Annotated in this window: 14 protein-coding genes; 3 read left to right on the forward strand and 11 right to left on the reverse strand. The window is 64.0% G+C overall.

Annotated features, from left to right (window positions below; all coding sequences use genetic code 11):
• Window positions 1-60: 60 nt before the first annotated feature.
• Window positions 61-1,716 carry a fumarate hydratase gene (locus tag IVA98_RS22180; protein ID WP_247296483.1) on the reverse strand — a complete coding sequence of 552 codons (1,656 nt, stop codon included), beginning with the start codon at window positions 1,714-1,716 and terminating at the stop codon, window positions 61-63.
• Window positions 1,717-1,925: 209 nt separating this feature from the next.
• Here IVA98_RS22180 and IVA98_RS22185 point away from each other — a divergent pair, with 209 nt between their 5' ends.
• The 3 genes from IVA98_RS22185 (at window position 1,926) to IVA98_RS22195 (ending at window position 3,589) form a co-directional block, all read left to right on the forward strand.
• Window positions 1,926-2,399, forward strand: a complete 474-nt coding sequence (locus IVA98_RS22185; RefSeq protein ID WP_247296481.1) for a hypothetical protein — start codon at window positions 1,926-1,928, stop codon at window positions 2,397-2,399.
• 226 nt (window positions 2,400-2,625) lie between these two features.
• Entirely contained in the window at window positions 2,626-2,799 is a 174-nt protein-coding gene (locus IVA98_RS22190; RefSeq protein ID WP_247278050.1) for a hypothetical protein, read from the forward strand.
• A gap of 115 nt (window positions 2,800-2,914) precedes the next feature.
• Entirely contained in the window at window positions 2,915-3,589 is a 675-nt protein-coding gene (locus IVA98_RS22195) for a methyltransferase family protein (protein ID WP_247296479.1), read from the forward strand.
• A 26-nt stretch (window positions 3,590-3,615) separates the two neighbouring features.
• Here the strand turns inward: IVA98_RS22195 and IVA98_RS22200 are convergent, their stop codons facing one another.
• From IVA98_RS22200 to flgB, 10 genes are all read right to left on the reverse strand, one after another.
• Window positions 3,616-4,323: a glutathione S-transferase gene (locus IVA98_RS22200; protein ID WP_247334453.1), complete on the reverse strand. Its 708-nt coding sequence runs from the start codon at window positions 4,321-4,323 to the stop codon at window positions 3,616-3,618.
• A 78-nt stretch (window positions 4,324-4,401) separates the two neighbouring features.
• Window positions 4,402-5,082 (reverse strand): lectin, encoded by a 681-nt coding sequence (locus IVA98_RS22205; protein WP_247296474.1) that lies wholly within the window; start codon window positions 5,080-5,082, stop codon window positions 4,402-4,404.
• A 159-nt stretch (window positions 5,083-5,241) separates the two neighbouring features.
• Complete coding sequence (locus IVA98_RS22210; protein WP_247296472.1) at window positions 5,242-6,231, reverse strand: Tim44 domain-containing protein; 990 nt, start codon at window positions 6,229-6,231, stop codon at window positions 5,242-5,244.
• Between the two features lie 216 nt (window positions 6,232-6,447).
• Complete coding sequence (gene cckA / locus IVA98_RS22215) at window positions 6,448-9,030, reverse strand: cell cycle histidine kinase CckA (RefSeq protein WP_247355514.1); 2,583 nt, start codon at window positions 9,028-9,030, stop codon at window positions 6,448-6,450.
• Between the two features lie 154 nt (window positions 9,031-9,184).
• Window positions 9,185-10,264, reverse strand: coding sequence for a flagellar biosynthesis protein FlhB (gene flhB, locus IVA98_RS22220; protein WP_247296469.1), 1,080 nt, complete (start codon window positions 10,262-10,264; stop codon window positions 9,185-9,187).
• A gap of 13 nt (window positions 10,265-10,277) precedes the next feature.
• Complete coding sequence (gene fliR / locus IVA98_RS22225) at window positions 10,278-11,048, reverse strand: flagellar biosynthetic protein FliR (RefSeq protein WP_247278056.1); 771 nt, start codon at window positions 11,046-11,048, stop codon at window positions 10,278-10,280.
• Window positions 11,049-11,065: 17 nt separating this feature from the next.
• Complete coding sequence (gene fliQ / locus IVA98_RS22230; protein ID WP_011088555.1) at window positions 11,066-11,329, reverse strand: flagellar biosynthesis protein FliQ; 264 nt, start codon at window positions 11,327-11,329, stop codon at window positions 11,066-11,068.
• 157 nt (window positions 11,330-11,486) lie between these two features.
• A complete protein-coding gene (gene fliE / locus IVA98_RS22235; RefSeq protein ID WP_247355515.1) occupies window positions 11,487-11,795 on the reverse strand; it encodes a flagellar hook-basal body complex protein FliE in 309 nt (102 codons plus the stop codon).
• A 16-nt stretch (window positions 11,796-11,811) separates the two neighbouring features.
• Window positions 11,812-12,237: a flagellar basal body rod protein FlgC gene (gene flgC, locus IVA98_RS22240; protein ID WP_247296466.1), complete on the reverse strand. Its 426-nt coding sequence runs from the start codon at window positions 12,235-12,237 to the stop codon at window positions 11,812-11,814.
• 36 nt (window positions 12,238-12,273) lie between these two features.
• Window positions 12,274-12,678 carry a flagellar basal body rod protein FlgB gene (gene flgB / locus IVA98_RS22245; protein ID WP_247296463.1) on the reverse strand — a complete coding sequence of 135 codons (405 nt, stop codon included), beginning with the start codon at window positions 12,676-12,678 and terminating at the stop codon, window positions 12,274-12,276.
• Window positions 12,679-12,994 lie beyond the last annotated feature (316 nt).

Here is a 12,994-nt window from a genome sequence, read left to right on the forward strand (position 1 = left end):
ATCACGGACTTGCGTAAGAGCACATGCACGCTCACCGGCGCCGCAAGCGAGGTGAGGCCGCTAGCCCAAATTCAATTCCTTGAAGAAATCATTCCCCTTGTCGTCGATGATGATGAACGCCGGGAAGTCGACGACTTCGATGCGCCAGATCGCTTCCATGCCGAGCTCGGGATATTCGAGCACCTCGACTTTCTTGATGCAGTGCTCGGCAAGGTTCGCGGCGGCGCCGCCGATCGAGCCGAGATAGAAGCCGCCATATTTCTTGCAGGCCTCGCGCACGGCCGGAGCACGGTTGCCTTTCGCCACCATCACCATCGAACCGCCCGCAGCTTGGAACTGGTCGACGAAGGAATCCATGCGGCCTGCGGTTGTCGGGCCGAACGCGCCGGAGGCATAGCCTTCGGGCGTCTTGGCTGGCCCGGCGTAATAGACCGGATGGTTCTTGAAATAGTCCGGCAGCGGCTCGCCCCTCTCCAGCCGCTCGCGCAGCTTGGCATGCGCGGAATCGCGCGCGACGATCATGGTGCCGGTCATCGAGACCCGCGTCTTGATCGGGTACTTAGAGAACGTCGCCAGAATGTCCTTCATGGGCTGGTTGAGATCGATCTTGACGACCTCGCCGCCGAGCGACTGCTCCACCTGCGGCAGGTATTGCGCCGGGTTGTGCTCGAGCTCCTCGAGATAAACGCCATCCTTCGTGATCTTGCCGAGCACCTGGCGGTCGGCCGAGCAGGACACGCCAAGCCCGATCGGCAGCGAGGCGCCATGACGCGGCATCCGGATCACGCGCACGTCGTGGCAGAAATATTTTCCGCCGAACTGCGCGCCCACTCCCAAGCTCTGCGTCATCTTGTGGATTTCCTTCTCCATCTCGACGTCGCGGAAGGCATTGCCGTCGGGCGAGCCGTGGGTCGGCAGCGCGTCGAGATAGCGGGCGGAGGCAAGCTTCACCGTCTTCATGCAGAGCTCGGCCGAGGTGCCGCCGATCACGATGGCGAGGTGATAGGGCGGGCACGCCGCGGTGCCGAGCGTCAGGATCTTTTCCTTCAGAAACGCGAGCAGCCGGTCCTTGGTCAGGACGGACGGCGTGGCCTGGAACAGAAAGCTTTTGTTGGCGGAGCCGCCGCCCTTTGCCATGAACATGAACTTGTAGGCGTCGTCGCCCTCGGCGTAGATCTCGCACTGCGCCGGCATGTTGTTGGCGGTGTTCTTCTCTTCAAACATCGAGAGCGGGGCGACCTGCGAGTAGCGCAGATTGCGGCGCAGATAAGCATCGCGCGCGCCCTCCGAGAGCGCCGCCTCGTCGTCGCCGTCGGTGATGACGTTGCAGCCCTTCTTGCCCATAATGATCGCGGTGCCGGTGTCCTGGCACATCGGCAGCACGCCGCCCGCGGCAATATTGGCGTTCTTCAAAAAGTCGAGGGCAACGAACTTGTCATTCGGGCTCGCCCCGCCGTCCTCCAGGATCGCGCGAAGCTGCTTCAGATGGCCCGGCCGCAGGTAATGGTTGATGTCGCCGAAAGCCGCCTCCGACAACGCCCGCAGCGCCTCGCGCGACACCACCAGCATGTCCTTGCCCAGCACCTTCTCAACCCTGATACCCTCGGACGAAATCTTCTTGTAGGGCGTCTCGTCCTTGCCCAGCGGGAACAGCGGGGTGTGCTTGTAGGGCGGAACGGGTTTTGACTGGTCGGGAAAGGCGGTGGGAGCGTTCATAGCGGATCTCGGGGTTTGGGGCCACGTGGGCCCTCGGCATAGAAGCGTTCTAAGCCCATTTTGGACGGAAAAGAAAGGGACCGGGGCGCATGGGAGAGGGTGGCTAGGGGCTCGGGAAGGCATTGGCACGGCACGTGGAAAGGCCGGCGCCCACCCTTGCGCTTCGCGCCCGCCGACGCTTGAATGCGCGCCGCAAGAGGCTTTTCATCATGACATTGAACTTGAACCTCCGCGGCGCGATCCTGGTCGCCGCCGCCATCACCGGCCTTGTGGCCCTCACCTTCCCCGCGCGCGCCGACCGCTGCGACGACAGCGCCAAGGAGCTGGCGAACCAGGTCGATCGGCTCAAGGTGAATTTCCGGGCCGCCAACATCGTGTATTTGACGCACCCGGCGGCCAAGGAGCTGTCCGTTGGCTGCCGCGGCGACAAATATTCGATCGAGCTCTATGCCAAGGGCGATCGCAAGCCCAAACCAGAGTTCTATGCGCTGGTGGGGTCGATGGCGGCGATCGTCTTCACCGTGACGAAGGACGACACCACGACGGGCGCGACACGCTGCCTGAAGCGGATGGGCCTGCTGCGCGGCGATAAGATCAGCATGCGCTACCGGCGGCTCAACATGGAATGCACCCGCACCAAGTCGGACGCCTCCATCGCGATCACGCGCGGCAAAGACGAATAGGAGCCTTGCACGTTCTTGCCGCCGCGGTGCGAGCATCACGATGTTGCTCGCCGCATACGTCGTCATTGCGAGCCAACGGCGTCCGCGCCCCTTTCAAATCTTGCACTCGCGGAAGCAAAGAGAGCGCATCCACCGCGCCAATTCCCTCGCATTTTAGCAATTGCCTTGAAGGAAATTTCGCTCCTCACAGGGCAGGCTCGATTGCTTCCATGTGTGAGGATTGCGGATGAAGGTTTCCACCGTTGCGCCGCCGCCGATCGCGATCGTGGTTCCGAACTACGACACGACCAAGCAGCAGGACGATCAGGCCAAGGTTAAGGACGAGGATCCGACCTATAAGCCGCAGCCGCCCGCGCCGCTGCCGCCCGGTCAGGGTACGCGGATCGATCAGCTCGCCTGATCAGGCTTGCCAAGGCTGAAGCGCCCGATCCGGTCGATCGGGCCTTTGGTGCATCCGGCCGCATCTTTGCCGGATAGCGGGACCATGATCGTGCGGTCATCCCGGGATCCTGCGCATGATCGCACGCTTCCTGTTGCAGAACACGATCGTCGTCGTCGGCATGGGCGCGCTGTTGTTCGCCTCCGCCGGAACGTGGCACTGGCCTTCGGCCTGGGTGCTCCTCGCCACCTCTGCCCTGCTCGGTCCGCTCTGCGGCTGGTGGCTCTACCGGATCGATCCGGCGCTGCTCGCCGAACGTCTGCGGCCGGTTCTGCAACGGGATCAGCCCGTCGCCGACAAGATCTTCGTGACTGTCTTTGTCATCACGATGCTCGCCTGGCTGGCGCTGATAGGATTTGACCGACGCATTGGGTCCTCCGAGATGCCGGTTGCGTTCCAGGTCCTCGGCCTCGTGTTGTTCCTGGCCTCGACGCTGTTCACGATGTGGGTCTTCCGCGAGAACTCCTTTGCCGCCCCCGTGGTGAAGCTCCAGGCCGAGCGCGCACAGCGGGTGATCTCGACCGGCCCCTACGCCCACGTCCGCCATCCCATGTACAGCGGCATGATCCTGTTCTTCACCGGCGTGCCGCTGCTGCTGGGGTCGTGGTGGGGACTTGCGATGCTGCCGCTTTTCGCCGCTTTGTTTGCGGTCCGCATCGGGATCGAGGAGCGCACCTTGCGCGAGGGCCTGCCGGGCTATGCCGACTATGCGGCGCGGGTGCGCTATCGCCTCGTGCCGGGGCTCTGGTGAGGGCAATCCCACTGCCGTCCGACCGGCTAATTATCCAGCTCGCGATAGCGGCGGAAGATGCCCTGCTCGTTGAAGGGAATGCGGCGGTCGCTTTCGAGATAGGCCTTGATGTTCGGCCGCGCAGCGATGCGGTCGTGCAGGCCGACCAGGCCCGGAATATCCGTCTCGAACGCCTTCATGCGCCTGGGGAAGGCATAGCGCAGCCCCGCGACGATCTGGAACAGCGAGAGGTCGACATAGGTCAGTCGGCGGCCGGTGACATAGGTGCCGCCACTCTCGGTGAGAATCTGCTCGAAATAGCCGAGATATTTCGGCACGCGCTCGCTCCAGAAATCGGCGGTGCGCTTCTTCGCCGCTGGCTTCTGGTCCTCGTAATAGAGCGAGGGTCCGAGCGGATGATGGGTGTCGTGGATCTCGACGACGAGGTCGGCGACGGTGAGCTGGAGCTGGTGCACCCAGAGCCTGCCGCCTTCGGTCTTCGGCGCAAGGCCATGGCGGGCACCGAGATAGAGCAGGATGTTGGCGGTCTGGCCGATGACGAGCTTGCCCGCTTTCAGGAACGGCGGGGCAAAGGGCGGCGTGCCTTCACGCGCATTCATCATCTTCATCATCGCAGCCGTTCCGCCCGGCCCGCGTACGACGTCGACATAAGCGGCGCCCGCCTCCTCCAGCGCCAGCCGCACATATTCACCGCGGCCCTGGATCTCGGGCCAGTAATAGAGCTCGTATTTCATGGAGACCGTCCGTGATTGCGTTGCGGCAAGTGCAGTACGCAACCACGAACGCCATGACGTGAGAAGGAGTTCCGCGCCTCAATTCGCCGCAAAACAATAGAACAGGCCGTCGCCGCCGGTGCTCTTCAGATCGGCCTGCGAGCAGCCGCCGTCGGGACCGCGGGACGGGTGAGAGCTGTTCCACGATTTCGAGGCCTCATCGTCGCGCAAGCCTCGTCGATCGAGATGGCCGACCATCGCCGCGCCTTGTGTGCTCGATGTCCAGTTCTTGCAGGTGCGATCGTCCGGACCGCCAAACGCGGTGCCGTCTGGTTGCGATCCCGTGAGGACGTCATGCCGGTTTGGCTGGTCGCCAACACCATTGATCCCCTCGCCCTTCTCGCTGAGGGCGGTCTGCTTGGTGAGGTTGTTGGCCGGGCTGTGCAGATCGGCAACGTCCTTCGCAATCACCGCGCCCTTGGCGTTCTGCCACGGTCCCTTGCCGATGCGGTCTCGGGCGTTGATTGCCGGCTTGCCGTCGGCGGCCTGGGTCGAGAGATAGGCGCGCCAGGTTTTGTTGCCTGCGCCGGCGGCCTGAGCGAGCTTCTGGCAGTGCGCGTCGGCTCCCTCGAGGCCGCCGAGATCGGCGCCCTTGCCGAGGCCGCTTGAGGTCACGAAAAAGGTCATGTCGGCCGATTGTGCCAGCGCCGATGGGGCCGCAAGCAAGGCCAATACGAGTGCGAGGCCTGAAATCGCCAGGGATTTCTCGGTGCGGATCATGGTGTCCTCCTGTTGTGGTTGTCGTTGGCCGCCTGATTTCAACCCGACGCACGCCTGCTTATTCCGATGCGGCGATGCGAGGCGCCGCAAAGAAGAGACGCGCAAAAGAAAAGGCGCCGTGCCGGAGCACGACGCCTTGGTTTCTCATGTCACGAGCGATCAGTTGGTCTGCTGGATCGCCGACAATTCCCAGCCGGTGCCCGGCCGGCGGGCGAACGTCCAGATTTCGGTCGCCTCGCCCGGCTGCTCGCTGCCGGCAACGACTGCGCCGGTGTTGCGGTCGACCGTCTTGTCGGTGAGAGCGAAGCGCAGCGCCACCGTGGCGTAGTCCGTCTCGCCTTCGCGCCAGGCCTCCGCGAGGTCGCCCTGCAACAGCTTGACGTTGGTCACCTTGTTGACGACGTTGCGCGCGCGGTTCTGGGCGAGGTCCTGCTCGAAGTAGGAGACCATCTCCGGCGTCGCGAGCGTGTGCAGCTTGGCGACGTCCTCGTTCGACCATGCGGTCTGGACTTCGCCGAGCAGGCGCTCGAATGCTTCATAGTCGTCAGGCTTGATCTCGAGCGGCGCGTTGTTGGCGCCGAAGCCCAAGCCACCGAGACCGCTGCGATAGTTCGGCTGGGGTCCGGGACCTGCGCCCGCATCAGCATTGGCATAGGCCGCCTGCGGCGAGTGACGGCGCTGCCACCAGGACATCGCCAGCCGCACCACGAGCACCACCAGCGCGATCTGGATGATCAGGCCCAGGATCGAGGACAGGCCGCCGAGGCCGCCGAACAGACCGCCGCCGAACAGCATGCCGAGCAGGCCTGCGCCGAGGAAGCCGGCCGCAAGGCCGCCCAGGAAGCCGCCGCCGCGACCGAACAGGCCGCCGCGCGCCGGCGCGGTCGCGGCCGAATTCATGCCTGCGCCCGGCTGGGTGTAAGTGCGGTTGAACTGCGAGGTCGAGCCCGGCGCGGTCGTGGTCGATGGCGGCGCCGAATACGTCCGCGAGCCGCGCGAACCCGAGGAGAAGCCGCCGCCGGCGCGGGCGTCGGCAGACGAGATCGCCAGCGCGGTCGGCAGCGCAAGCGCCAGCACGACGGCAATCGCCTTGAAGACACTGCGGGAGCGTTGCGAGAAAGTCATGTGCGTTTCCCAAATCCCCGGCATGGGGACGTGCGCTTAAGATGGGCAGACTTCCCGAAAAGTGAAGCGGGTTTCGGAACCTGTGGCTGCGGCCCTCAGTCGCGGGGATGTGGCAAAAGCCCATATTTGGCGAGGGTTTGGCCGGGTAAACGGGAACGGGGGGTCGCCGGATACCGGCGGTTTGCAATGCGATTTCCGCTTTCTCCCTCGTCATTGCGGAATGACTGGAGAGGGCGCGCCTCACCCCGCCTTCGTCATCGTCTCCTTCACCGCCGCCACGAGCTGGCTGAGCGTGAACGGTTTTGGCAGGAAGTCGAACTGCTGGCCTTCGGGGAGGCTCTTCTCGAACGCATCCTCGGCGTAGCCGGAGACGAAGATGAACTTGATATCCGGGTTCTTCTCCCGCATCGCCGTCAGCAGCGTCGGGCCGTCCATCTCCGGCATCACCACGTCGGAGACGACGAGATCGATCGCGCCGCTCTGCTCCTCCAGCACCTCCATGGCCTCGACGCCGTTCTCGGCCTCGACCACCGTGTAGCCGCGCGAGCGCAGGCCGCGTGCATTGAGGGCGCGCAGGCCCTCTTCGTCTTCGACGAGAAGGATGGTGCCCTGGCCAGTGAGATCGGTGCGCGGCTTGGCCTCCGCCACAGGTGCGGCGTCCTTCGCGGCGCCATTGCTCGCGCTGACCACGGCTGCGGGCTGCTCGACCTGTAGCTCCGGCTCGGCATGATGGCGCGGCAGGAAGATATGGAACGAGGTGCCCTGCCCCGGTTCGGAATCGACGTAGATAAAACCGCCGGTCTGCTTGACGATGCCGTAAACGGTGGAAAGCCCGAGGCCGGTGCCCTTGCCCACCTCTTTCGTTGAGAAGAACGGCTCGAAAATCTTGTCGCGGATATCGGCGGGGATGCCTGTGCCGGTGTCGGCGACCTCGATCCGGACATAGTCCGCGGCCGGCATGCCCTTGTAGGCGAGCTTGCCGGCATCGTCGCTGGTGACGTTGGCGGTGCGGATGATCAGCTTGCCACCATCAGGCATGGCATCGCGCGCGTTCACCGCGAGGTTGACGATCACCTGCTCGAATTGAGAGACGTCGACCTTTACCGGCCACAGGTCGCGGCCGTGGACGAGATCGAGCTTGACCTTCTCGCCGATCAGCCGGCGCAGCAGCATGGTAAGATCGCTCAAAGCATCGCCGAGATCGAGCACCTGCGGCCGCAAAGTCTGCCGACGCGAGAACGCCAGCAGCTGCCGCACCAGGGTGGCGGCGCGCGTCGCGTTCTGCTTGATCTGCATGATGTCCTGGAACGACGGATCGGTCGGTTTGTGCGCGTTCAGCAGGAAATCGTTCGCCATCATGATGGCGGAGAGGACGTTGTTGAAGTCGTGGGCGATGCCGCCGGCGAGCTGGCCGACGGTCTCCATCTTCTGCGACTGGTTGATCTGGTTCTCCAGCGCGCGCCGCTCGGTGGTCTCGAGCATGTGCACGATGGCGGCTTCCGCGTCATTCTCGGCCGAATCGACCGGCGTGACGAAGAACTGGCCCCAGCGCTCCTTGGTCCCTTCCAGCGCCACTTCGACCGGCGCGACGTCGGCCTGGCCTTCGGCGGCCTGGTTGATGGCCGCGATCAAAAGGTGCCTGTCGCGCGAACTGACCGCGCGGAAGATCGACTTGGAGGCGCTGTCGAGCCCCAAGGCCTGCCCAAGCTTGGCGTAGCGGGCGTTGGCGCGCACGACGTTGCCGGCGCGGTCGACGGTCGCGATTGCCATCGGCGTGTGGTCGAAGAAGCGCATGAAGCGCACTTCGGCGGCGCGGTCGGGATCGCTGCGCTCGTCGCGGGCACGGCTGATCACGAGCGTGCGCGACGGCCCCGGCGTGCCGTCGGCGCCGAAGGCAAGCTTGTGATAGAGCCGCACCGGCATGGTCTTGCCCGTGCGCATGCGCAGGTCGATATCGAAGACCTCGATCTTCACCTCGCCGGGTACCGCCACGATCGAGGTCAGCAGCGAGGCGCCGTCGCCGGAGACGATGTCGGTAAGCTTCAATCCGCCCGAGCCGATCTCGGCGAGGTCGTAATCGAGCCAGTTCGCCAGCGTCGCGTTGACATAAGCGAGCTCGCCGGCTGGATTGACCGAGAAGAAGCCGCACGGCGCGTGATCGAGATATTCGATCGCGTGCTGGAGCTCCTGGAACACGTCCTCCTGGCGCTCCCGATCGCGGGTGATGTCGGCGATCGACCACACCGCATATTTCGCTTCGCGTTTGCCGGTGCCGAGCGGGCGCACCCTCATGCGCAGCCAGCGGCCCTGGTTGCCGTCATGACCGGAGATGCGCACCTCCTCCTGCTGCCGCTTGCCTTCGCGGGCGGCTTTGAGCAGGCGGAACACGGCTTCGGAGACGTCGGGGTTGCCGATAAAGACGCGCTCGACCGGACGCACGTCCTGTGGACTGGTGGCGCCGGTCAACGTCAGATAGGCCGCGTTGGAATAGACCACATGGCCGCGCGCATCGGTGACCGCGAGCCCGTCGAACGCGTGATCGGAGATGCGGCCGATGATGGGATCGTCGAGATTGCGGTCAGCGAAGCGGATGATGCCGGCGGCGAAAGCGAACAGGTTGAACAGGCCGACCATCGCCAGCACGGCGAGGATGCCGAGAATATAGGGCTGCGCCTGCGCGCGCCCGAGCGTCATTAGCCCGACGGCGACCGCGACGAGCCCGGCGGCCACCAGCAGCACGAGCGCGATGCTGCCCGAGCGCGGCGACGGCTCATGCGCCGCAACGGGCTCGCGTGACAGGTCGTGGTCGGTCTCAGCAGTCATTTCACGCTGGCGTAGCCTGTCGGCAGAGAATCAACGCGCTACAGGGCGCGCAGGGTCCTCCCTGCCTGAATCGGACCCGAAGGCGCAAGGGCAGCAGGGGCGAAAGGTACGCTGATTCCCAGATTACGGCCATTCCCGGTACTTTCCGCGCATTTTATCCCCGCCCGACGCTGAATCCGCGCTTCAGCCGCATCACGTAGCCGATGACTTCGGCGACCGCATGGTAGTGCTCGGTCGGGATTTCCTCATCGATGTCGACAGTAGCGTAGAGCGCGCGGGCGAGCGGCACGTTCTCGACGATCGGAATGTCGTGCTCGCGCGCGATTTCCCGGATCTTGAAGGCGAGGTTGTCGACGCCCTTGGCGACGCAGACCGGCGCCGACATGCCGCGCTCGTAGGACAGCGCCACCGAATAGTGCGTCGGGTTGGTGATGATCACGGAGGCCTTGGGAACCGCCGCCATCATGCGCTTCTTGGCGCGCTGCTGCCGCAGTTGCCGGATCTTGCCCTTGATGTGCGGGTCGCCTTCGGACTGCTTGTACTCTTCCTTGATCTCCTGGAGCGACATCTTCTGCCGCTGGAACCAGCTTCGGTACTGGAAGAAATAGTCGGCGATGGCGACGATCGCGAGCGCCGCCACCACTGCCCCGAGCAGATGGATGGTCATGCTGGTGGTGGCTCCGAGCATGGCGGCCGGATCGAGCTTGACCATCGCTTCCATGCGGTGCCGCTCCGGCCACAGGATCATGGCCATGACCACGCCGAGCCCGATCAGCTTGCCGAGACCTTTCAGGAAGTTCGCCGCCGCCTGCTTGCCGAAGATGCGCTTGAAGCCAGCACCGGGCGAGATTTTGCTGAATTTGGGTTTCAGCGATTCGGCGGACCACACCAGGCGATGCTGGAGCATGTTGCCGGCAATCGCCGCCAGTATCAGCATCAAGAGGGGCACGCCGATCGCGGCGAGCACGGCGAACTCGATCTGCTGCATCAGCGCGAGCAGAGCCCTGCCGTCGGTCTTGATCATCCAGGAATTGGCGAGCAGGTTGCGCATCGGCGTCAAGAGCCCGCTGCCGACCGAGGCCGAGAAGGTCGAGACCACGAGCGTGCCGCCCGCCATCATGAACCAGGTGTTGATCTCCTGGCTCTTGGCGACGTCGCCGCGTTCGAGTGCATCGTCGAGGCGCTTTTGCGTCGGGTCTTCTGTTTGACTCTCGGGATCGTTGTCGTCCGCCATCGATCGATCCCTATTACTTGAGCGGCATCATCTGGTGCATGACACCGATGAAGTAATCCAGATACGTACCCATCATCGCCGTGAGCACCACGGCGAGCACCAGAAAGCCCGCGAAGATCGACAGCGGCACGCCGACGAAATAGACCTGCATCTGCGGCATCAGCCGCGCCAGCACCCCGAGCCCGATGTTGAAGACGAGGCCGAACACCAGAAACGGTCCGGAGAGCTGCAAGCCGAGGCGAAACGCGGCGGCGAAGGCCCGCGTTGCCAGCGAGGCGACATCGCCGCTCGAGACGGTCTCGCCCGGTGCGAAGATCGTGTAGCTGTCGTTCAGCGCCGCGATCACCAGATGATGGCTGTCGGTGGCAAACAACAATGTCACGCCCAGCATGGTCAGGAAATTGCCGACCAGCACGCCCTGCTGTCCCTGCGTCGGATCGACCGAGGTGACGAAGCCGAGTCCCATCTGCTGCGCGATCACGGAGCCGGCGACTTGCAGGGCCGAGAGCGTCACACGAGCGGTCGCACCCAGCACGATGCCGATCGCGATCTCATGCAGCATGAGCACCAGGAGCGGCGCGAGCGAGCCCATGTCGACCTGGTAGGCATTGCGATGCAGCGGCAGGATGATCAGCGTGAGCAGCAGCGCGATCGACAGCTTGATCCGCGTCGGAATGTTGGTCTCGCCCAGACCCGGCAGCAGCATCACCATCGCACCGACCCGGGCGAAGGCGAGCATGAAGGAAGCGGCAAGCGCCGGCAGCAGCGAGATGTCGATGCGCATGACCGACGCATTGTGCCTCAGCCGCCGATGATTCGCGACGAGATCCGCAGCATGTGGGCATGGAGCGAGTCGGCCATGAACGGTAGCGCCAATAGCATCGTGGCGAAGATGGCCAGGATCTTCGGCACGTAGATCAGCGTCTGTTCCTGGATCTGCGTCAGCGCCTGGAACAGCGACACGATGACGCCAACCACGAGGCCGACCACCATCAGCGGTGACGACACGATCACGATGGTCCAGATCGCATCGCGCGCGACGTCGAGGGTTTCGGGTCCGGTCATGACACAGTTCCTTTGTTCAAGTCTCATCCTCATCATTCTGACGGGACGGAATGTTCTCTCCCCGTCATTGCGAGCGTAGCGAAGCAAATCCAGACTGCCGTCTGCGGAAAGATTCTGGATTGCTTCGCTGCGCTCGCAATGACGACGGAGGCCGAAATCAGATCGGCATCTTCATGATGTCCTCATAGGCCGCGATCACGCGATCGCGGACCGAAACCAGCGTGGACACCGCGACGTCGGTGTCGGCAACCGCCGTCACTACGTCCATCACGTTGGCCTTGCCAGCGGCCATCGTCACCGTCTGCGCGTCGGACTTGCGGCCGGACTCCATGACGCTGCCGACCGCGTCTTTCAGCAGTGAAGCGAAGGATTGCCCGCTGGGCTCGCTGCCCTTGCCGGCGCCGCTGTTCTCCAGCACGCGGGCGAGATTGGCGTAAGCATTGGCGGCGATTGTCGGTGATGCCATGACTCAGATGTCCTGTTCAGCTCTTGAGGATGTCGAGCGTGCGCTGGATCATCCGGCGCGTCGCACTGATGATGTTGAGATTGGCCTCGTAGGACCGCTGCGCGTCACGCATGTCCGTCATCTCGACCACCGAGTTCACGTTGGGATATTTGACATTACCGCTCGCATCGGCGGCCGGATTATTCGGCTCGTATTTGACGCGGAAGCTGGACTGGTCCGGCTTGATCCTGCCGAGGGTGACAACCTGCGCGTCGAGCGTGCGGTCGAGCGCGGACGAAAAGGTCGGCACCTTGCGCCGGTAGGGCTCGCCGCCAGCGGTCTGCGAGGTCGAATCCGCGTTCGCGATGTTCTCCGAGATCACCCGCATGCGGCCGGCCTGCGCCCGCAGGCCGGAGGTCGCGATCGCCATCGAGCGGGCAAAGTCGCTGCTGTCATTCGCCATGATGCGTCTCTAGCTCTTCCGTTCCGGGATCATGCTCTAGCCCTTGCCGATCGCGGTCTTGAGCAGACGCAGGCTCTTGGAATAGAGCGAGGTCGCCGCCGCGTAGTCCATCTGGTTGCTGGCGGCCTTCATCATCTCCTCTTCAAGATTGACGGCGTTGCCGGCAGGGCGAGTCTCAAAACCCGCATTCTTGTTCTGGTCGAATGCGGAGGCCGCCCCTAGCGGCGTCATGTGAGAGGCGCTGGTGCGGGCCAGGGCCAGCGGCCCCATCGAGCCCGTGACGGCGCCGGTCCTGTCGAACTTAGGCTCGACCAGGTCGCGCGGCCGGAATTTGGGGGTATCGGAGTTGGAGACGTTCTCGGACAGGACGCGCTGGCGCTCCTGGTGCCACTGCATCTTGGTCCGAAGCGCTGACAGCACCGGGAGGTCGTTAATGGACATCGTTGCGGCTCCTTCCGCCCCTTGCGGACCTTGAGATCCGAAGCTAGGCAGAATTTGCCGCCTGTATGGTTAACAGCTGGTTAAAGATATCACAGGCACCGGTTCCCCGATGGACACGACAGGCGGGCAGTTCCGATTCGGCCTTTCCAAAAGTGGCATTAACCCAACCATTTGGCGGCGCGTACACGGGCCAAGAAGTCGTTTTGGATCGAGCGATTCATGGGTTATTAAGAGTTGGGGACGGCAAAACTTGCCGTGGAACGTTAAGAGATCGCAGTTTGGGGCATCGTATGCCGGTGGTTGGCGCGTCTGACCA

The sequence above is a fragment of the Bradyrhizobium sp. 160 genome, from assembly GCF_023073735.1.
Classification (GTDB): Bacteria; Pseudomonadota; Alphaproteobacteria; order Rhizobiales; family Xanthobacteraceae; genus Bradyrhizobium.

Coding starts and splice junctions, on each gene's coding strand:
- IVA98_RS22180 (WP_247296483.1), bottom strand. CDS start 1,716: ATGAACGCTCCCACCGCCTTTCCCGACCAGTCAAAACCCGTTCCGCCC.
- IVA98_RS22200 (WP_247334453.1), bottom strand. CDS start 4,323: ATGAAATACGAGCTCTATTACTGGCCCGAGATCCAGGGCCGCGGTGAA.
- IVA98_RS22195 (WP_247296479.1), top strand. CDS start 2,915: ATGATCGCACGCTTCCTGTTGCAGAACACGATCGTCGTCGTCGGCATG.
- IVA98_RS22190 (WP_247278050.1), top strand. CDS start 2,626: ATGAAGGTTTCCACCGTTGCGCCGCCGCCGATCGCGATCGTGGTTCCG.
- fliE (WP_247355515.1), bottom strand. CDS start 11,795: ATGGCATCACCGACAATCGCCGCCAATGCTTACGCCAATCTCGCCCGC.
- fliR (WP_247278056.1), bottom strand. CDS start 11,048: ATGCGCATCGACATCTCGCTGCTGCCGGCGCTTGCCGCTTCCTTCATG.
- IVA98_RS22205 (WP_247296474.1), bottom strand. CDS start 5,082: ATGATCCGCACCGAGAAATCCCTGGCGATTTCAGGCCTCGCACTCGTA.
- flgC (WP_247296466.1), bottom strand. CDS start 12,237: ATGGCGAATGACAGCAGCGACTTTGCCCGCTCGATGGCGATCGCGACC.
- fliQ (WP_011088555.1), bottom strand. CDS start 11,329: ATGACCGGACCCGAAACCCTCGACGTCGCGCGCGATGCGATCTGGACC.
- flgB (WP_247296463.1), bottom strand. CDS start 12,678: ATGTCCATTAACGACCTCCCGGTGCTGTCAGCGCTTCGGACCAAGATG.
- IVA98_RS22210 (WP_247296472.1), bottom strand. CDS start 6,231: ATGCCGGGGATTTGGGAAACGCACATGACTTTCTCGCAACGCTCCCGC.
- IVA98_RS22185 (WP_247296481.1), top strand. CDS start 1,926: ATGACATTGAACTTGAACCTCCGCGGCGCGATCCTGGTCGCCGCCGCC.
- cckA (WP_247355514.1), bottom strand. CDS start 9,030: ATGACTGCTGAGACCGACCACGACCTGTCACGCGAGCCCGTTGCGGCG.
- flhB (WP_247296469.1), bottom strand. CDS start 10,264: ATGGCGGACGACAACGATCCCGAGAGTCAAACAGAAGACCCGACGCAA.